We start from the raw sequence: 18,205 nt of genomic DNA on the forward strand, positions 1-18,205 counted from the left end.
ATGCGGCATCAGGCCATCACCGCCTTTGCGGATGGACGGCCCGGTCCGGCGGCTGCCAGATCGATCCCGGCGCGATCCGCCACCCGGCGGGCGATGACATAGCTGGTCGCGATCATCGTCACGCCCATGTAGCCGACCAACAGTGAATCGACCGCCATCAGCGCCCAGACCAGCGCGGACGACTGACCCACCGCGAAATAGGCGAGCGCATAATGGGCGACCATCAGCGGCAGCATCGCGATCAACGACAAGCCTAGGGCGCGCACATAGACTGGCCGGGTCAAGCGGATCGAGCCGACAAAGCCGATGGCCGGGTTGGCCGCGGCGGCCGAAGTCTTCCACGCGCTGAGCAATGGTTCGAAGAACAGGCTGGCGATCATGACCGACAGCAGGACGATGCTGGACGTCGCGGACGCGATGCCAAGCGCACCGGCGATCAGCGGCCCGTCCTGGATCGCCAGCAGCCAGAACAGGCCCCATGCCATGACCGGCAGGAACAGGCGCACCGCGCGCGGATCGATTCGGCGTGCGGCTGCGGGGTCGTCTCCGAATACCAAGAAGCGTGCCGCCCAGTATCCGACCAGGAACAGTGCCACGACCTTCAGATGCCCCATCGCCATGCGCAGCGGATCGTCGCCTGCAGCGCGCATTCCGTCGGCATCGACATACATGCCCCCGCGAATTTCGACCGCGTGCTGGATCATTTCCAGTCCGACCGGAATCAGGAACAGGATCGGGCATAGCAGCGCGTAGCGGCCCGATCGTGCGAAGATCTCCTTCAGGTCATTCCACATCGTCATCCTCCCCCTCTTCGAAACTCAATATGTCGCCCGGCTGGCAGCCGAGTTCGCGGCAGATCGCGTTTAGCGTCGAAAAACGGATCGCCTTGGCCTTGCCGGTCTTCAGGATCGACAGATTGGCGAGCGTGATATCGACCCGCTCCGCCAGTTCGGTCAGCGTCATGCGGCGATCGTGCAGGATCGCGTCGAGCGTTACGCGAACGGCCATCAGACCGTCGCCTCAAGCTCGTCCTGCATCGCCGCGCCCTGCTGGAAGACGCGGGCCAGGACGAAGAGCAGCAGCACCGCGAGCCAGCCGGTGACCGAGAATTGCCAGCCGATCAGCTCGCCCGTCGCCTCGCCCAGCCGCCACGCGAACCAGCCGAATGCGATGTCGATGAACTGGAGGGCGAGCATGCCCCAGGCGATGTGGCGCAGCCGGTCGGCATTCGCCGCCACGAAGGGGTGTCCGGCACGCACCGTGTCGATCATCGCGATGAGCCGGGTAAAGATGACATGCACGGGCACCGCCGCGACGACCCCGACCGCCATCATCCCGATGATCGCATGACGCGCGGCATCTGCGTTGGCGCCGAAATCCTCCGTGAACTGCGTCGCCATGTGGTCGGGCGCGAAGGCGAGAAACCCTGCGAAGACGACGAACCCGGCAACCGCTACCCAGTTGAGCACCAGCAAGACTTGCAACAGGCGACGAACGACGTTCAGCATCGACTCACTCCCTCAAAGATCGATTATCGATAATCAGCATATCGTAAAACGGCAAATCATTTTATCGTTTAACGATATTCTGTCGGGGGTGACGCCTCGCTTCGTTGCGCTATAGAGGGCGCGATGCGTCCCGATCCCTTGCCCGTCCTGCAATCGACTTTTGGTTTTCCTGCCTTCCGCGGGGTGCAGGCCGATGTCGTCGACCGGGTGCTGGCGGGCGATCGCACGCTGGCGGTGATGCCGACGGGGGCGGGCAAGTCGCTGACCTATCAATTGCCGGCAGTGATGATGAAGGGGACGTGCGTCGTCGTCTCTCCGCTGATCGCGTTGATGCACGACCAGCTGCGCGCCGCGACCAGCGTCGGCATCCGCGCCGCGACGCTGACATCCGCCGACGACAATCGCGCCGAGACGATCCAGCGTTTTCGCGACGGCGAACTCGATCTGCTTTACGTTGCGCCCGAACGCGCATCATCGGGGCATTTCCGCGACTTGCTGGCGAGCGCGCCGCTCAGCCTGTTCGCGATCGACGAGGCCCACTGCGTCTCCGAATGGGGCCACGATTTCCGCCCCGATTACCGGTTGCTCAAACCGCTGCTCGACACGTTTCCGGACGTACCGCGCCTGGCACTGACTGCGACGGCGGACGCGCATACCCGTGCCGATATCCTCGAACAGCTGGGCATTCCCACGGACGGCCTGATCGTCGCGGGGTTCGACCGGCCCAATATCCGCTACACCATCACCCCGCGCGATGTGGTGGCGCGGCAGGTCGGCGACCTGATGGCCGAACATCCCGGACCCGGCATCGTCTATGCCCCGACGCGCGCCGCGGTCGAGCGGCTGGCAGAGAAATTGGGATCGGGCGGGCGGCGCGTGCTGCCCTATCACGCCGGGCTCGATTCGTCCGTGCGCCAGCGCAACCAGGCGGCGTTCGTCGCCAGCGAGGACATGGTGATGGTCGCGACCGTCGCGTTCGGGATGGGCATCGACAAGCCCGATGTCCGCTTCGTCGCGCACGCCGCGTTGCCCAAGTCGATCGAGAGCTATTATCAGGAAACCGGTCGCGCGGGCCGCGACGGTGATCCGGCCGAAGCACATCTGTTCTGGGGCGCCGACGATTTCGCGCGCGCGCGCCAGCGGATGGGCGAAGTCGGCGAGAGCCGGGTGGCGGGCGAGCGCACGCGGCTGAACGCGCTGGGCGCGCTGGTCGAGACCGCGACGTGCAGGCGGCGCATCCTGCTTCAGCATTTCGGCGAAACGCTTGAGCGCGACTGCGGCAATTGCGACAATTGCCTCACCCCGCCCGATGCGGTGGATGCGAGCGTCGTCGCGCAGAAATATCTCTCCGCCGTATTTCGCACGGGTCAGATGTTCGGCACCGGCTATGTCGAGAGCGTGCTGACCGGTCAGTCGAGCGAGCGCAGTTTGATGAACGGGCATGAGAAACTGTCGGTATGGGGCATATTGGAGCCCGCCGAGCAGGCGCTGCTCAAACCCGTCGCGCGGGCGCTTCAGGTACGCGATGCGCTGCGCGCCAATGCCCATGGGGGGCTCGAATTCGGCCCCGGCGCGCGGCTGATCCTCAAAGGTCAGGAAGCCGTTTCGCTGGTCGTCCCGCCCAAACGCGAACGGCGGCGCAAGGGCAGCACACGCGGTGGGGGCGAGGCCAATCCGGTCGGCAACCCGCTGTTCGAGGCACTGCGTGCCAAACGCCGCGAGATCGCCGCGGAAACCGGCCTGCCGCCCTATGTCATCTTTCACGATTCCACGCTGCGCGACATGGCGCTGGCACGGCCCGCCAGCCTTTCGGCGCTGGGCCAAGTGCCCGGCGTTGGCGCGAAGAAGCTGGAGGCTTATGGTGACGACTTCCTGCGGGTGATCCGCGACAATTGACGAGGGGTTCGATGGATATCCGCCGCATCAACGACCGGGTTTCGGTCAGTCCGCAGATCGACCCGGCCGACGTCACCGAACTGGCGCGTCTGGGGTTCAAGAGCATCGTCAACAACCGCCCCGACGGCGAGGAAGCGGGCCAGCCCGAAGGCGAGGCGATCCGCGCAGTGGCCGAGACTTTAGGGCTGACCTATTCCGCCATTCCCGTGACCCAAGCCGGGTTCAGCCATCCCCAGATCGATGCGATGACCGCCGCGGTCGAAGATGCGGGCGGGCCGGTGCTTGCCTATTGCCGGTCGGGCACGCGAAGCTGCAATTTGTGGGCGCTGACAGAGGCAAAGGGCGGCGGTGCGCCGGGCGAGATCGTCGAGGCGGGCGCGGGTGCGGGATATGACCTGAACGGCCTGAAGCCGATGCTCGACGCGCTGTCCGGCAAGCAGTGAGCGGCGCGCGCGCGTGAATTGGGCGCTGCTCGGCGGATCGCTGGTCGCGGTGCTGGCGCTCGCGGGCATCGCCGCGTGGCTGAAGCTGGGCGGCGATCCGCTGGACGAGGCCGCGGCGATCGACGCAGCGGGCGACATGCTGCCGGGCTTCGTGCCTGAGGCGGTGCTGCTAGGGAGTGAAGGTGACGCGGCGTTGGTGCGCGGGCGCGGCGACCGGGTTGCGCTGGTCAAGCGACATGGCGCGCAACCGGCGGTGCGGGAATTGGTGCGGCCGGTCGGGCTGGCAGCGGCGGGCGAAGGAACGATGCTGCGGTCGGGCGATCGGATGTTTGGGGATGTCGTTTTGCAAGGGCGAGCGTTGGGCGAGGTCGAGGGGTTTTTGGCGGGACATAACCCCACTCACTCGTCACCCCGGCCGTAGTGCCGGGGTCCACCGGGTGGCGGGCGCAACGTTCTCATCTGTGGCGATGCGCGAGCGGCTTGGTGGACCCCGGCACTACGGCCGGGGTGACGGTAGCGGGTAGCGCGCGCCCCACAATCGCGCTGGCGCGCCTGCTGACAGCGATGTAAGCTCGCCTGCAAATGCCCAACCTGCCCGATCCCGTCGATCTCGCCATTCCCGCGTTCGTGGCGCTGGTGCTGGCCGAGATGATCGCAGCGCGGTTTCGCGATCGGCGGCGCTATTGCCCAAAGGATACCCTGACGTCGCTCGGGCTCGGGCTGGGCAGCACGGTCGCGGGGGTGTTGTCGGCAGGGCTGGTGTTCGCGCTTGCGGTCTGGGTCCACCAGTTCGCGGTCTTCGAGATTTCATGGGCTTGGTACTGGTTCGTCATCGCCTTCGTGCTCGACGATCTGGCTTACTACGTCTTTCACCGATCGGCGCACCGGGTGCGGTGGTTCTGGGCGAGCCATGTCATCCACCACAGTTCGCAGCATTATAATCTGTCGACCGCGCTGCGTCAGACCTGGACCGGCTTTTTCTCCGCCACCTTCCTCTTTCGCCTGCCGCTGTTCCTGATCGGCTTTCCGCCAGCGATGGTGTTCTTCGTCGCGGCGCTGAACCTGGTCTATCAATTCTGGATCCATACTGAGACGATTGGGCGGATGCCGCGCTGGTTCGAGGCGGTGATGAACACGCCGTCGCACCACCGCGTCCATCATGCGACCAATCCGCGCTATCTCGACAGCAACTATGCGGGCGTGTTCATCGTCTGGGACCGAATGTTCGGGACGTTCGTGGCCGAACGCGATGAGGATCGACCGCGCTATGGCATCGTCCGCAACCTGGGCAGCTTCAACATATTATGGGCGGCATTCCACGAATGGATCGGCATCGCGCGCGACGTGAAGGCCGCGCCGGACTGGCGCGCCCGCACAGGCTATATCTTCGGACCACCCGGCTGGAGCCATGACGGCAGCCGCGACACCAGCGATACGATCCGCCAAAAATGGCGGGCGCGAGAGGAGCAGGGGACATGGAAGAGGTCGACTATATCGTCGTCGGTGGCGGATCGGGCGGAAGCGCCGTCGCGGGTCGCCTAGCCGAAGACGCGCGCACGACCGTCGCGGTGCTGGAGGCGGGCGGGCGCAATGACGGGTGGAAGACCGTCATGCCCGGCATGATGCCGTTCCAGCAGGAAGGCACCAACTGGCGCTTCGACACCGTGCCGCAGGTCGGGCTGAACGGCAGACGGGGATACCAGCCGCGCGGACGCGGGATGGGCGGATCGAGCGCGATCAACGCGATGCTCTATGTGCGCGGCCATCCGTGGGATTACGACAATTGGGAAAGGCTGGGCTGCAGCGGTTGGGGCTGGGATGATGTGCTGCCGGTGTTCAAGCGTGCGGAAACCAATGTGCGCGGGAGCGACGCATTTCACGGCGACAGCGGCCCGCTGCATGTCAGCGATCAGGACTATGCGCACCCCGGCAGCCGCGCGTTCATCGAGGCGGCGGAGAGCCTGCAAATCCCGTTCAACCCCGATTTCAACGGTGTGCGTCAGGAAGGCGTCGGCCTGTATCAAGTGACGCAGAAAAAGGGCGAACGCTGGTCGGCGGCGCGCGCCTATCTGGGCGACGGCAAGCCGCCTGCCAATGTGAAAATCCTGACCGATGTCATCGCGGAGCGCGTGGTGTTCGACGATGGCCGTGCGGTCGGCGTTACCTATTCGCGCGGTGGAGAGGCGCACACCATTCGCGCGCGGCGTGGCGTCGTGCTGGCGGGCGGGGTGTTCGGGACACCGCAACTGCTGATGCTGTCGGGGATCGGGCCGGGTGCGCATCTTCGTGACCACGGCATCGACGTGCAGATCGACCGCGCGGCGGTGGGGTCGGATTTGCAGGATCACCTCGATTATACCGCTGCGTTCGAGACGCCGGGGGACCTGTTCCTGGGTCGATCGCTGAAAGGTTCGATGCGCTCGCTGGGGCAGATGTGGGAGTGGTTTCGCAAACGCACCGGCGCGATGACCACGCCCTATGCGGAGGCGGGGGCATTCCTGTCGTCTCAGCCGGGACTGCCGGCGCCCGACCTGCAACTCCATTTCCTGATCGCGATCGTCGAGGATCATGGCCGGACCAAGGTGCCGGGGCATGGGTTTAGCTGCCACGCCTGTGTGTTGCGTCCCGAAAGCCGGGGAACGGTGCGGCTGGCGTCCGCCGATGCGCGTGCTGCACCGTTGATCGACCCGGCCTTTCTGACCGATCGCCGCGACGTCGACCTGCTGATGAAAGGGGTGCGGGCGATGTACCGTATCCTGGAACAGCCCCAGATGACGCAGTATCAGGGACGCGACCGCTATCCCGTCGACCTCGACGACGACGACGCGCTGGAGGCACTGATCCGGTCGCGGGCGGACACCATCTATCATCCCGTCGGCACCGCACGGATGGGGGGCGATGCGGATGCCGTGTGCGATTCGCGGTTGAAGGTCCGCGGCGTGGACGGGCTGTGGATCGGCGACGCATCGATCATGCCGCGGCTGGTGGGGGGGAATACCAATGCGCCGTCGATCATGATCGGCGAGCGGTGTGCGGCGTTCGTGCGGGGGGATGGTTAGATTGGCGTCTATAAGCGCCAACCCCACTCCTCACCTCTCCACCCGTTTGTGCTGAGTAGAGACCGAGTAGCTCCGAAGGAGCGTATCGAGGGCGCGTATCGAAGTACGGATTTGGGCGCTCTGGCTTGGCCTCCTTCGATACGCCCTCTCGATACGCGGCTACGCCGCTACTCGATGGCTACTCAGGACAAACGGGGGAGAGAGGCGAAGATAGCTACAACAACGCCAGCGCGTTTAGCTTCCCGACCAGCGCGAGCGGCATCGCCGCCACCCCTTCGCCATCGCCACCCATATCCACGGGCGCATCGGCGCCCTCGAGATAGCGCCAGCCCTGATGTGCGCGCTTTGGGCGCGGATTGACCAGGATCAGGCGCGGTTCGAGATGGATCGCGACTCGCCCCCCTTCGGCCTCTCCAAATCTCAGGATCGGCGAGCGTGCGACGAGTTGGTGCTTGATGATCCAGTAGAGCGAGCCGCCGTCGATTTCGGCCACGCGTTTGGGCAGGTAGCGCGTGGTCAGTACCAGCCCGCCTTCGGACTCGCGCAGAGCGATGCGGTCGCGCAGATGCTCCAGGCTGTCATGACCGTAAGCGACTTTTGTGAGGTGAAGCGGCACCGGTGCGATTTGGGCGGACGAGCGCCCGCGATCAAGTCAATTGCCGACCAACCCGGTCGCGACCGCCAGTCCCAGAAACGCCAGAAAGCCGATCGAATCGGTGATCATCGTCACGAATACCGAGGATGCGACCGCGGGATCCTGATCCAGCCGTTCCAGCACGACGGGCACCAGCACCCCGGCCAGTCCCGCGACGAGCACGTTGATGACCATTGCGGAGGCAATGACGATACCGAGTTGCACGTCGCCGAAGAACGCCGCCGCGCCCAGCCCGATCAGCACCGCGATCGTCGCGCCGTTCAACACCGCGAGCAGGATTTCGCGGCGAATCGTCCGCGCGGTGTTCGACTGGGTCAGCTGATTGGTGGCGAGCGCGCGGACCGCGACTGCCATAGTCTGCGTGCCCGCATTGCCACCGATCGATGCGACGATCGGCATCAGCACCGCCAGCGCCACCATCTCTTCGATGGCTGCGCCGAAATAGGCGATGATCCCCGAGGCGACGAGCGCAGTGAACAGATTGGCGATCAGCCACCGCACGCGCGCGGTATAGCTGTCGCGGATCGGTTCGTTGATGTCGCCTTCGCCTGCGCCCGACATCAGCAGCGCGTCTTCGCCGGCTTCTTCGGAGATGATGTGGACCACGTCATCGACCGTAATCATGCCGACCAGCCGCCCGCTCGCATCGGTGACGGCCGCCGAGATCAACCCGTATTTCTGGAAGCGCAGCGCGACTTCTTCCTGGTCCATATCGACCGGGATCAGCGTCTGTTCGCGCTTCATCACGTCGCCGATCGCGACGGAGCGCGGCGTGCGGAGGATCCAGGACAGGTTGCAGGTGCCGACCGGGTGGTGGGCGGGATCGACGACAAAGATTTCCCAAAAGTCGGTCGTCAACTGATCGTCGGCGCGCAGGAAATCGATCGCGTCGCCGACGGTCCAATGCTCGGGCACCGCAATCAGCTCACGCTGCATCAAGCGACCGGCGGATTCCTCCGGATAGCTAAGCGCCTCCTCAATCGCGGCGCGATCGTCGGGGTCTAGCGCACGCAGCACCGCCTGCTGCTCGTCGGCCTCCATATCCTCGATGATCGCAACCGCGTCGTCGGTGTCGAGGTCCGAGGTCAGGTGTGCGACCTGATGCGGCTCCAATGCGTCGATCAGTTCCTCGCGGACCCAATCGTTCATTTCGGCGAGCACGTCGCCGTCGATCAGGTCGGCGATGGCGGAGGCCAACGCGGCACGCTGATCGCCCGGCGTCAGCTCGATCAGATCGGCGATGTCGGCGGGGTGGAGCCGTTCGACCTTTTCGCGTGCGGCCTCACCGTCGCCTGCCTCGACTGCGGCCAGAACGGCGCGGACGAATTCGGGTTTAAGGCGATCGTCCTCGTCGAGTTCGCTGGTCCGCGCCTCAATGGCCTCGCGGGAAAATTCGGTCTCGCTCATCGTTCGACCTCCACGCGGGGTTTCCAAGGGGTTGGGCTGCGCTTCTCTAGCGAGTGGGAACTCCCCTGCCAATGGACCGCTTTACCTGAAGGACCGCGCCCATTAGGCGCGTTGCCATTCCCATCCACGGAGATTATCAATGGCCGAAACCCTGACCCTGACGCTCGACACCGGCGACGTCACGATCCGCCTGCGCCCCGACCTGGCCCCCCAGCACGTCGAACGCATCACCGAACTGGCAAGCGACGGTTTCTACGATGGCGTGGTGTTCCACCGCGTGATCGACGGCTTCATGGCGCAGGGCGGCGATCCCACCGGCACCGGCACCAGCGGTTCGGACAAGCCCGACATTCCGGCGGAATTCTCGAAGGAGCCACACAAGCGCGGCGTATGTTCGATGGCGCGGACGATGGACCCCAACTCGGCCAACAGCCAGTTCTTCATCTGCCTCGACGATGCGCGCTTCCTTGACGGGCAATATACCGTGTGGGGCGAAGTGACCGACGGCATGGAACATGTCGACAAGCTGCCCAAGGGCGAACCACCCCGCACGCCGGGCAAGATCGTCAAGGCGACCGTGGCGTAACCAAACCCCATTTACATTGAACCTGTCGAAATGCTGTCCTTCTTTCCTGGAAAGAAAACGGATGGCGTTTCGGCGGGCTCGGCACGAACCGATTTAGGAGGGTTGCTGGGCTCCGAACGCCTCGACCAGCCAGTCGTGGAACAGCTTTACCGGGCGCTGCGATAGCGCGCGCGGGCGGCAGACGAACCAGTAGCTATACCCCGAATCGACCGCACGCCCGAACAGGTTGACGATGCGCGGGTCGCGGGCTTCCTCGAAGTGAGATTCGAACATGAAGGCGATGCCCAGCCCCTGGGCTGCCGCCTCCAGCATCAGCGCGCCTGAATCGAAATGGTCGATCGCTGCGGGCTCGAGATGTGGATGGCCCATGCCTTCGCGCCAGATTTCGAACGTCGTCGGCATGTCGCGGTGGATCAGGATGGTTTGACCGGCCAATTGCCGCGGATCGGTGATCGGGTCGTCGCCTTCCACCACTGCCCGCGCCGCGATCGCGAACACGCGGTTTCGGTTCAGCCGCACCGAATAATAGGCCGGATCGACGCTTTCGCTCAGCACGATCGCGGCATCAATCCCCTCCCCCAGCCGCGATGCACCGTGGGCGGCGGTATCGACGTCGAGGTGCAGTTCGGGATGGCGACGGCGAAGCTCCGGCAATTTGGGAAGCAATTGTTGCGAGGCAAACAACGACAGAACGCTTAATCGCAGCCGCATCACCCCGACGCCACTGGTCGTGGCCTCGATCGCATCGGACATCGCGTCGAGCGCAGGGGCAAGCTGGCCGATCAACCGTTCGCCGTCAGCGTTGAGCACCATCGCCTGACGTCGCCGGTCGAACAGGCTGCGCCCCATGAATCGTTCCAGAGTCTGGATACGGCGGCTGAGCGCAGGCGAGGACAAAGCGAGTTCCTCTGCCGCCGCCTTGATCGACCCCAGCCGCGCGACATGCACGAACGCTTCGATCGCGGACAAGGGAGGCAGCCTGCGCATCGCGATATTGTGCGCCGCGACATTGCAATTTGCAACCGATACCACGGTGGACCGCGCCGGGTTACCGGTATCAATTGCAAAAAACGCAACTTACCCTGTTTATTTCGCACTTGCACAATATGCCGCACCGCCGCAAAAAGAACGGGCCTTTCAGGCATCCTCTCCTAAACCTTTCACGGCCGGTCCCCAGGGATCGGCCTTTTTTTTGGCGTGCTCCCGCTCGCGCTCATCGCCGAGGGGCGATCACACAACGAAGCCCGTATGCTGGCGAATTACGGACCCCCACCCTATCTCCCGCGTTCGAGATTAAACGACTGGCGGGAGGACGGCGCGTGGCCGATCAGGAAAGCGATACGATCAAGCTTCAGGTGGCCAATTCACGGCCCGACGATTCGGGGCGCGGTCTGGCGCGGCTGCCGCGATCGATCATGGCGCAACTGGGCGTGACCGAAGGCGATATCGTCGAGCTGATCGGCAAGCGCGTGACGCCCGCGCGCGTCGTCTTCCCCTATCCCGAGGACGAGACCATCCAGGTCGTCCGCATCGACGGGCTCCAGCGCGCCAATGCCGGGGTCGGGTCGGGCGATTTCGTCGAAATCCGCAAGAGCGATCCCAAGCCCGCGACTCGCGTCGTGCTTGCCCCTGCGCAAAAGAATCTCCGCCTCGAAGGGTCTTCGCCTGCGCTTCAGCGCACCTTCGCCGGGCGTCCGATGTGTCAGGGCGATACCGTCGCCACCGTAGGGCAACAGCGAGTCGGGGATATCCCGCCGCATGTCGCGCAATATCTGCGCGCGCCCGCCTATGCGCTTCAGGAAATCCGGCTGACCGTGGTCCAGACCGTGCCCAAGGGCGTGGTCCAGATCGACGAGAATACCGAGATCGAACTGCGCGCCGATTATCAGGAAGCGCAGGAAACCCGCCGCGCCGACGTTACCTATGACGATATCGGCGGGATGGCGGCGACGATCGACCAGTTGCGCGAGATGGTCGAGCTTCCCCTGCGCTACCCGGAATTGTTCGAACGGCTGGGGGTGGAACCGCCCAAGGGCGTGCTGCTCCACGGTCCCCCCGGCACCGGCAAGACGCGACTAGCGCGCGCGGTCGCCAATGAATCGGATGCCGAATTCTTCCTGATCAACGGCCCCGAGATCATGGGATCGGCCTACGGCGAGTCCGAAAAGCGGCTGCGCGAGGTATTCGAGGAAGCCGCCAAGTCCGCGCCCTCCATCGTGTTCATCGACGAAATCGATTCGATCGCGCCCAAACGCGGCCAAGTGTCGGGCGAGGCCGAGAAGCGCCTCGTCGCGCAATTGCTGACGCTGATGGATGGGCTGGAGGCGCGCGCCAATCTGGTCGTGATCGCCGCCACCAACCGCCCCGAGGCAATCGACGAGGCATTGCGCCGTCCTGGCCGCTTCGACCGCGAAATCGTCGTCGGCGTGCCCGATGAGCGCGGCCGTCGCGAAATCCTGGGCATCCATACCCGCGGCATGCCGCTGGGCGAGCGGGTCGATCTCGACGAACTGGCGCGCACCACATTCGGTTTCGTCGGTGCCGATCTGGCGGCGCTGACCCGCGAAGCCGCGATCGAGGCGGTGCGGCGGATCATGCCGCAACTCAACCTTTCCGAACGGACGATCCCACCCGAGGTGCTCGACAATCTGTCGGTCACGCGTGAGGATTTCGTCGATGCGCTGAAACGCGTGCAGCCGTCGGCGATGCGCGAAGTCATGGTCCAAAAGCCGAATGTCCGCTGGGAGGATATCGGCGGGCTGGGCGATGCGCAGGCACGGCTGAAGGAAGGCGTGGAATTGCCGCTGAAAGACCCCGACGCCTTCCTGCGTCTGGGCATTCGTCCGGCCAAGGGATTCCTGCTCTACGGCCCGCCCGGCACCGGCAAGACGCTGCTGGCAAAGGCGGTTGCACGTGAGGCGGAGGCCAATTTCATCTCCACCAAATCGTCCGACCTGCTGAGCAAATGGTATGGCGAAAGCGAGCAGCAGATCGCCAAGCTGTTCGCGCGTGCGCGTCAGGTGGCGCCGTGCGTCATCTTTATCGACGAACTGGATTCGCTGGTGCCTGCACGCGGCGGCGGGCAGGGCGAGCCGCAAGTGACCGAACGCGTGGTAAACACGATCCTGGCCGAAATGGACGGGCTGGAGGAATTGCAGTCGATCGTTGTCATCGGCGCGACCAACCGCCCCAACATGATCGACCCGGCGTTGATGCGTCCCGGACGGTTCGACGAAATGGTTTATGTCGGGGTGCCCGACCAGCCCGGACGGCGGCACATATTGTCGATCCAGACCGAAAAGATGCCGCTGGCCGCCGATGTCGACCTCGACGCGGTTGCAGCGCGCACCGAACGCTTCACCGGCGCGGATCTGGAGGATGTGGTGCGACGCGCGGGCATGTTCGCGCTGCGCGAATCGCTGTCCACTCGGGAAGTCGCCATGGCGCATTTCGAAAAGGCGCTGGGCGAATCGCGCGCATCGGTCACGCCCGAGATGGAGGACGAATATCGCCGCATGTCGGCGCAGTTGAAGCAGGAGGCGATGACGCCGCTCGGCTTTATCTCCCCCGGTCAGGTGACTCCGCGCGGCGAAAAACACCAAGACTGATCGCGGCATAGATCAACAGCAGGACCAGCACGGCGCTCGCAGTCAGATAGGGCAGCGGGCGCCAGATTTCGTACATGCCGACCCCGATCGAGGGGCCAAGCACGAACGCCGCGCCGTTGATCGACGTGACCTTGCCCGCGACCGACCCTTGCCCTGCGGCACCCACCGCCAGCGACGACCCGGCGGTAAATCCGGGACGCAGGAACCCGAAACCGAGCGACGCCAGCGCGAACCCGGTGGCGATGCCATAGAGCGAATCGGCGGTGCCCGTTACCAGACACCCCGCCGCGCCGATGGCCATGCCCCACAGCACCAATTGCCGTGGTTTCAGGTTCAGGATCGGAATGATCCCCCATTGCGCCAACAGCGCCGCGCCCGCGCCCATCATCAGCACGATGCCGGTGGGTTGCAACGCCTCCATCGGCGGCACCGCCAGCCGGTCGATGATCAGAAAGCCGATCGCCTGTCCCGTCATCGCCTGGGCATGGCCCATCACCAGCCCGATGATCATCCAGATGCGGATGCGCGGATCGAAATAACCCACCCGCTCGCTGCGTTCGGCCGTTGCGGCGGTGATGCTCGCGCCCGACGATTGTCCGCCGATCGACGGATAGGCCGATGCCGCCCCGCGCGCCTCGGGTGAAGGCAGCGATTCGCCCAGCATCCGCGTCGTTGCGACCGCGATTCCGATGCCGACGATCGCAAAGATGAACGCCGGTCCCGCCAACCCGACCTCGATACGTCCCAGGCTGCCGAGCACCAGATAGGGCGCGAAGGCGGGGCCGAGGATCGTCCCCAGCCCGAAGGCGGATCCCAGCAGCGTCAGCGCACGGGTGCGTTCTTCACGTGTCGTCGCACTGGCCACCATCGCCTGAACCGCAGGCGGCGCGGCGGCACCGAACGTGCCGTAGATCAGCCGCGCGCCGATAAAGAGCAGAAATGCCGTGGCCGGCGCGACCCAGCCGTTGATTCCCATCATCAGGAACAGCCCGCACAGGAACAGCGACGCCGTAAATCCCCAGATTCCAAGCAGAACCATCGCTCGCCGACCGCTACGGTCCGAACGATTTGCCCAGAACGGTGCGGCCAGCACCCACAGCAATGCCGATACCGAAAACGCCGCCGCCACCGCGCTGTCGGGCACGCCCAGCAATCGCCCCAGCGCGGGCAGCACCGATTGCAGCGCGGTATTGCCGGCCGCGATCACCAGCATGATCAAGAACAACAGGATGAAGGTGCGGTCGCGCGTCATCCGCCGCGCTCCCAGTCATAGCTGCGCGCGACTTCGCTGACGGTCACCTGATAACGGTCGTACCAGACCGCGCGGCCCGCATCGCGGATCGCGGCATGTTCGGAATGGTCGCGCCAGGCAAGCGCGGCGGCGTGATCGGTCCAATAACTGATGGTGATGCCGAACCCATCGGTGCCGCGCGACGATATGATCCCGCGATAGCCCGGCTGGACCGACGCCAGTGCCTCCATCGCGTCCGCCGCTGCCCGATATCCTGCATCGTCCACGCCATTTCGCTGCGAGGCGAAGATGACGGCGATCTCTCCTGGTTGCGGCATGCGCGTGGGATACGCGATTGGTTGCGGATCGCAACCCGTTGCCCGCATGTGCCATCCCGGCTTTCGCGGGATCGCGGTTGGGTCGTCCCGCAACCACCCTCCTTCCCGCACGTTACAGCTTTGCGACGCCGCTTCGCTCCGCTATGTCCGCCCGCTCCGGGCCATTTTACGGAAATTTCGAGTGAACACTTCCACTACGCGCGACACTGCCACGCGGACCCGCCGCGCTTCGCTTCCCACCCCCTGGGGCATGTTCTTTCGCGGTTTTCTGAAGCATCCGGTAATGGTCGGGTCGGTCATCCCGTCGTCGGACCGGCTGATCGCATCCATGCTCGCACCAGTCGATTGGGCCAAGTGCAAGGTGTTCGTCGAATATGGTCCGGGCGTCGGCACCTTTTGCCGCCCGATCCTCGAAAAAATGGCGCCCGATGCCCGGTTGATCGCAATCGACACCAATCCCGATTTCATCGGCTATCTCGACGCGACGATCCTCGATTCGCGCTTTACCGCGGTCGAAGGATCGGCCGCCGATGTGGCGCAGATTCTCGCCGATCTTGGCCTGGATGGCGCGGATTACGTGCTTTCGGGTCTTCCTTTTTCCACCCTGCCCTCGGGGGTCGGTGCGCGGATCGCGACCGCCACCGCCCAGGTGATGCAGCCCGGCGGCGCGTTCCTCGTCTATCAATATTCGCCTAGGGTGCGCGATTTCATCGCCCCGCATTTCGCTCGGATCGACCACCGGATGGTATGGTGGAACGTGCCCCCCGCCCAGCTTTACTGGGCATGGAGCGACAAGCCCGCCTGATCCGGGCTTCTACGTAATTGCCGGGAATTGACGCGGGCGCATCGCGACCACACATTCCCTCTCATGAACCAGATGAACCTGTCCGAAGCCGAGTGGCGCAAGAAGCTGTCGCCGGAGGCCTATCACGTGCTGCGCGAAGCCGGGACCGAGCGCGCGTATGCCGGGCATTTCACCGATAACAAGGCCGATGGCGTGTATCGGTGCGCAGGTTGCGGCAATCCCTTGTTCGATTCGCTGGACAAGTTCGATTCGGGATCGGGCTGGCCCAGCTTCACCCAGCCGGTTGCGGAAGAATCGCTCTCTCATCACGAGGACGTCACTCACGGCATGCGCCGGGTCGAAGTACGCTGCGCGGTGTGCGACGGACATCAGGGCCATGTCTTTCCCGACGGCCCGCCGCCGACGGGAATGCGTTACTGCATCAATTCGGTCGCGCTCGATTTCCGCGCGCGCGATGCGGCAGAGGGCAGCGCGGCTGCTTAGGGCTGTCGCGTGCCATCAGAACCGCTTGTGACAGCGTGCGTTAACGCTTAATCACGCAAGCCAATCCCATGGCATCTTCCCGCTCATCGAAAAAGAAACCGCGCAACTGGCGGCGCATCGCCGCCTGGACCGCGGGGATCGTCGCCGCGATCGGCCTTACCGCGCTGATCGCGCTGGTCGTGGCGGTCTATAGCGCGCGCGCCTCGCTCCCCAGCTATGAAGCGCTCAAATCCTCGCCCAATGGCCAGATGATCCGCGTACGCGCTGCCGATGGCACCGTGATCGTGTCGCTTGGCCCGAGCTATGGTGAGTGGATTTCACACGACGAAATCCCCGCGGTGATGCGCGACGCGATGGTGGCGGTCGAGGATCGCCGGTTCGAATCGCACTGGGGCGTCGATCCCATCGCGCTGGCACGGATCGTCAAATTCGCATGGGACAATTACGGCACCGACCGACGTTTGCAGGGCGCGTCGACCATCACCCAACAGGTCGCGCGCACGATCTTTCTGTCGAACAAATACGATATCGGCCGCAAATTCCGAGAGATGATCCTGGCGCTCGCCATGGAGCGCAAATTCTCGAAGGAGCAGATCCTCGAGCTCTATCTGAACAAGGTCTATTTCGGCGGCGGCGCGTACGGAATAGACGCGGCGTCGCGTAAATTCTTCAACCATGACGCCAACACGCTGAGCCTGTCGGAAGCCGCCGTGATCGCGGGACTGGTCAAGGCGCCCTCGCGCTATTCGCCGACCGCCGATGCCGAAGCCGCGGTCGGCCGCGCGGGCGTCGTACTCGAACTGATGCGCCAACAGGGCCGCATCACCGCTGCCGAAGCCGCCGCTGCCGATCCCGATACGGTCGAACTCGCCGCCGCGCCGCGCCAGAACAGCGTGCGGTACTTCACCGACTGGGCGTTGCCCCAGTTGGAAGTGTTGATCGACGAGACGCAAGCGCCGCTCGACGTGTGGACCACCATCGACCTGAACATGCAGAATGCCGCGACCCAGGCGGTGCAAGCGAACGCACCGTCGGGGGCACAAGGCGCGCTCGTCGCGCTCGACCGCGACGGCGCGGTGCGCGCGTTGGTCGGCGGCAAGGATTATGTCGCGTCGATCTACAACCGCGCGACCCAGGCGACGCGTCAGCCGGGATCGTCGTGGAAGCTGTTCGTCTATCTCGCCGCGCTGGAGGCGGGTATCAAGCCCGACGACCAAGTGGTCGATAGGCCGATCGACATTAACGGCTGGCGACCGCGGAATTCTTCCGGGCGGTTCAGCGGCACGATGTCGCTGCGCAACGCCTTTGCCTATTCGATCAACACGGTGGCGGCGCAACTGGGACAGGAAGTCAGCACGGGGACGATCGCCGACATGGCGCGGCGTTTCGGGGTGACGACGCCGATCAATACCCAGCCGTCGATGGTGCTGGGAACGTCCGATGTCCGCCTGATCGACATGACGCGCGCCTTTGCGACCGTAGCCAACAAGGGCGTGGCGGTGGTCCCCTACGGTATCACTCGCGTCACCGCGAACGGCTCGGTCATCTATGAGCATGAGGTCAACCGATCGCTCGTCCTGATCGCGCCCTATGTCGCGGCCGAGATGACCGACATGCTCCAGACCGCCGTCAACACCGGCACCGGTCGGGCGGCGCAGATCGGACGTCCCGTCGCTGGCAAGACCGGCACGACCACATCGAACAAGGATGGCTGGTTCCTGGGCTTTTCAAGCGGAATCACCACCGGCGTGTGGATGGGCCGTGACGATGCGCGTGCGGTTGGCGGCTTGCAGGGCGGCACCGCGCCAGCGCGTGCCTTTGCCAATTTCATGCAAAAGGCCGTCGCAAACCGCCCGGTCGAACAATTCGATACTCAGGTGACGTTGCCCGAATGGCAATTGGAGCCCGACGACGAGAGCTATTACGGGGAAGCCGACAACGGCCTGTTCGTCGATGAGGACGGCAATCCGGTCCAGCCTTATGGCGTACTGCCGATGCCCGATACGCCATCGTCCGATGACGGCAGCGAACCCGCACCACCGCCCGAACGGCTCGACCAGCAATGGATCGACCGCGCGATCGGACGCGGTCAGCGCGAGGAAGCCCCGCCGCAGAGGCGTCGTCCCAATGAGGGGCCACCACCTTCGCAGCCGCGCGAGGATGCGTTGCAGGGGGTTTACTGAGCG

The 18,205-nt window shown here is 64.8% G+C and carries 18 protein-coding genes; 10 read left to right on the top strand and 8 right to left on the bottom strand.

What is annotated here, in order from left to right; genetic code table 11:
• Nucleotides 1-8 precede the first annotated feature (8 nt).
• Genes ENHY17A_RS01535 through ENHY17A_RS01545 form a run of 3 tightly spaced genes read right to left on the bottom strand, consistent with a single transcriptional unit; the run spans nt 9 to nt 1,508 of the window.
• Entirely contained in the window at nt 9-800 is a 792-nt protein-coding gene (locus ENHY17A_RS01535; RefSeq protein ID WP_159709442.1) for a hypothetical protein, read from the bottom strand.
• The gene (locus ENHY17A_RS01540) at nt 784-1,008 is read right to left on the bottom strand and encodes a helix-turn-helix domain-containing protein (RefSeq protein WP_159709443.1); all 225 of its coding nucleotides are present in this window, start codon (nt 1,006-1,008) and stop codon (nt 784-786) included. Before ENHY17A_RS01540 ends, ENHY17A_RS01535 begins: the two co-directional genes overlap by 17 nt.
• Nucleotides 1,008-1,508, bottom strand: coding sequence for a DUF2975 domain-containing protein (locus tag ENHY17A_RS01545; protein ID WP_159709444.1), 501 nt, complete (start codon nt 1,506-1,508; stop codon nt 1,008-1,010). The genes ENHY17A_RS01540 and ENHY17A_RS01545 overlap by 1 nt, the downstream gene beginning before the upstream one ends.
• Before the next feature lie 123 nt (nt 1,509-1,631).
• Between ENHY17A_RS01545 and recQ the strand changes: the two genes are divergently transcribed.
• The 5 genes from recQ to ENHY17A_RS01570 all read left to right on the top strand — a co-directional run bounded on the left by recQ (nt 1,632) and on the right by ENHY17A_RS01570 (nt 6,906).
• On the top strand, nt 1,632-3,404 hold the full coding sequence (recQ, locus tag ENHY17A_RS01550) for a DNA helicase RecQ (RefSeq protein ID WP_159709446.1): 1,773 nt from the start codon (nt 1,632-1,634) through the stop codon (nt 3,402-3,404).
• Nucleotides 3,405-3,415: 11 nt separating this feature from the next.
• A complete protein-coding gene (locus ENHY17A_RS01555) occupies nt 3,416-3,847 on the top strand; it encodes a TIGR01244 family sulfur transferase (RefSeq protein WP_159709448.1) in 432 nt (143 codons plus the stop codon).
• Nucleotides 3,848-3,860: 13 nt separating this feature from the next.
• A complete protein-coding gene (locus tag ENHY17A_RS01560) occupies nt 3,861-4,268 on the top strand; it encodes a hypothetical protein (RefSeq protein WP_159709450.1) in 408 nt (135 codons plus the stop codon).
• A gap of 161 nt (nt 4,269-4,429) precedes the next feature.
• Nucleotides 4,430-5,389, top strand: a complete 960-nt coding sequence (locus ENHY17A_RS01565) for a sterol desaturase family protein (RefSeq protein WP_159709452.1) — start codon at nt 4,430-4,432, stop codon at nt 5,387-5,389.
• The gene (locus ENHY17A_RS01570; protein ID WP_159709454.1) at nt 5,323-6,906 is read left to right on the top strand and encodes a GMC family oxidoreductase; all 1,584 of its coding nucleotides are present in this window, start codon (nt 5,323-5,325) and stop codon (nt 6,904-6,906) included. Before ENHY17A_RS01565 ends, ENHY17A_RS01570 begins: the two co-directional genes overlap by 67 nt.
• Nucleotides 6,907-7,120: 214 nt before the next feature.
• Here ENHY17A_RS01570 and ENHY17A_RS01575 read toward each other — a convergent pair whose 3' ends face one another.
• Nucleotides 7,121-7,522 (bottom strand): DUF1489 family protein, encoded by a 402-nt coding sequence (locus tag ENHY17A_RS01575; protein ID WP_159709456.1) that lies wholly within the window; start codon nt 7,520-7,522, stop codon nt 7,121-7,123.
• Nucleotides 7,523-7,558: 36 nt separating this feature from the next.
• Nucleotides 7,559-8,968 carry a magnesium transporter gene (gene mgtE, locus ENHY17A_RS01580; protein ID WP_159709458.1) on the bottom strand — a complete coding sequence of 470 codons (1,410 nt, stop codon included), beginning with the start codon at nt 8,966-8,968 and terminating at the stop codon, nt 7,559-7,561.
• Between the two features lie 139 nt (nt 8,969-9,107).
• Here mgtE and ENHY17A_RS01585 point away from each other — a divergent pair, with 139 nt between their 5' ends.
• Nucleotides 9,108-9,554, top strand: coding sequence for a peptidylprolyl isomerase (locus ENHY17A_RS01585; protein WP_159709460.1), 447 nt, complete (start codon nt 9,108-9,110; stop codon nt 9,552-9,554).
• Nucleotides 9,555-9,647: 93 nt separating this feature from the next.
• On the opposite strand, the gene ENHY17A_RS01590 is transcribed toward ENHY17A_RS01585, so the two are convergent.
• Entirely contained in the window at nt 9,648-10,541 is an 894-nt protein-coding gene (locus ENHY17A_RS01590) for a LysR substrate-binding domain-containing protein (protein ID WP_159714010.1), read from the bottom strand.
• A 332-nt stretch (nt 10,542-10,873) separates the two neighbouring features.
• Here ENHY17A_RS01590 and ENHY17A_RS01595 point away from each other — a divergent pair, with 332 nt between their 5' ends.
• Nucleotides 10,874-13,162, top strand: coding sequence for a CDC48 family AAA ATPase (locus ENHY17A_RS01595; protein WP_159709462.1), 2,289 nt, complete (start codon nt 10,874-10,876; stop codon nt 13,160-13,162).
• Here ENHY17A_RS01595 and ENHY17A_RS01600 read toward each other — a convergent pair.
• Entirely contained in the window at nt 13,113-14,414 is a 1,302-nt protein-coding gene (locus tag ENHY17A_RS01600; protein WP_159709464.1) for an MFS transporter, read from the bottom strand. The two genes, ENHY17A_RS01595 and ENHY17A_RS01600, sit on opposite strands and share 50 nt — an antisense overlap.
• Entirely contained in the window at nt 14,411-14,731 is a 321-nt protein-coding gene (locus tag ENHY17A_RS01605; RefSeq protein ID WP_159714011.1) for an antibiotic biosynthesis monooxygenase family protein, read from the bottom strand. The genes ENHY17A_RS01600 and ENHY17A_RS01605 overlap by 4 nt, the downstream gene beginning before the upstream one ends.
• Nucleotides 14,732-14,912: 181 nt before the next feature.
• On the opposite strand from ENHY17A_RS01605, the gene ENHY17A_RS01610 reads away from it, so the two are divergent.
• The 3 genes from ENHY17A_RS01610 to ENHY17A_RS01620 all read left to right on the top strand — a co-directional run bounded on the left by ENHY17A_RS01610 (nt 14,913) and on the right by ENHY17A_RS01620 (nt 18,202).
• The gene (locus ENHY17A_RS01610) at nt 14,913-15,536 is read left to right on the top strand and encodes a class I SAM-dependent methyltransferase (protein WP_159709466.1); all 624 of its coding nucleotides are present in this window, start codon (nt 14,913-14,915) and stop codon (nt 15,534-15,536) included.
• 63 nt (nt 15,537-15,599) lie between these two features.
• Nucleotides 15,600-16,019: a peptide-methionine (R)-S-oxide reductase MsrB gene (msrB, locus tag ENHY17A_RS01615; RefSeq protein ID WP_159709468.1), complete on the top strand. Its 420-nt coding sequence runs from the start codon at nt 15,600-15,602 to the stop codon at nt 16,017-16,019.
• 68 nt (nt 16,020-16,087) lie between these two features.
• Nucleotides 16,088-18,202 carry a transglycosylase domain-containing protein gene (locus tag ENHY17A_RS01620; RefSeq protein ID WP_159709470.1) on the top strand — a complete coding sequence of 705 codons (2,115 nt, stop codon included), beginning with the start codon at nt 16,088-16,090 and terminating at the stop codon, nt 18,200-18,202.
• Nucleotides 18,203-18,205: the final 3 nt, after the last annotated feature.

The organism is Sphingomonas sp. AX6 (genome assembly GCF_902506605.1).
In the GTDB taxonomy this organism is placed as follows: Bacteria; Pseudomonadota; Alphaproteobacteria; order Sphingomonadales; family Sphingomonadaceae; genus Sphingomonas.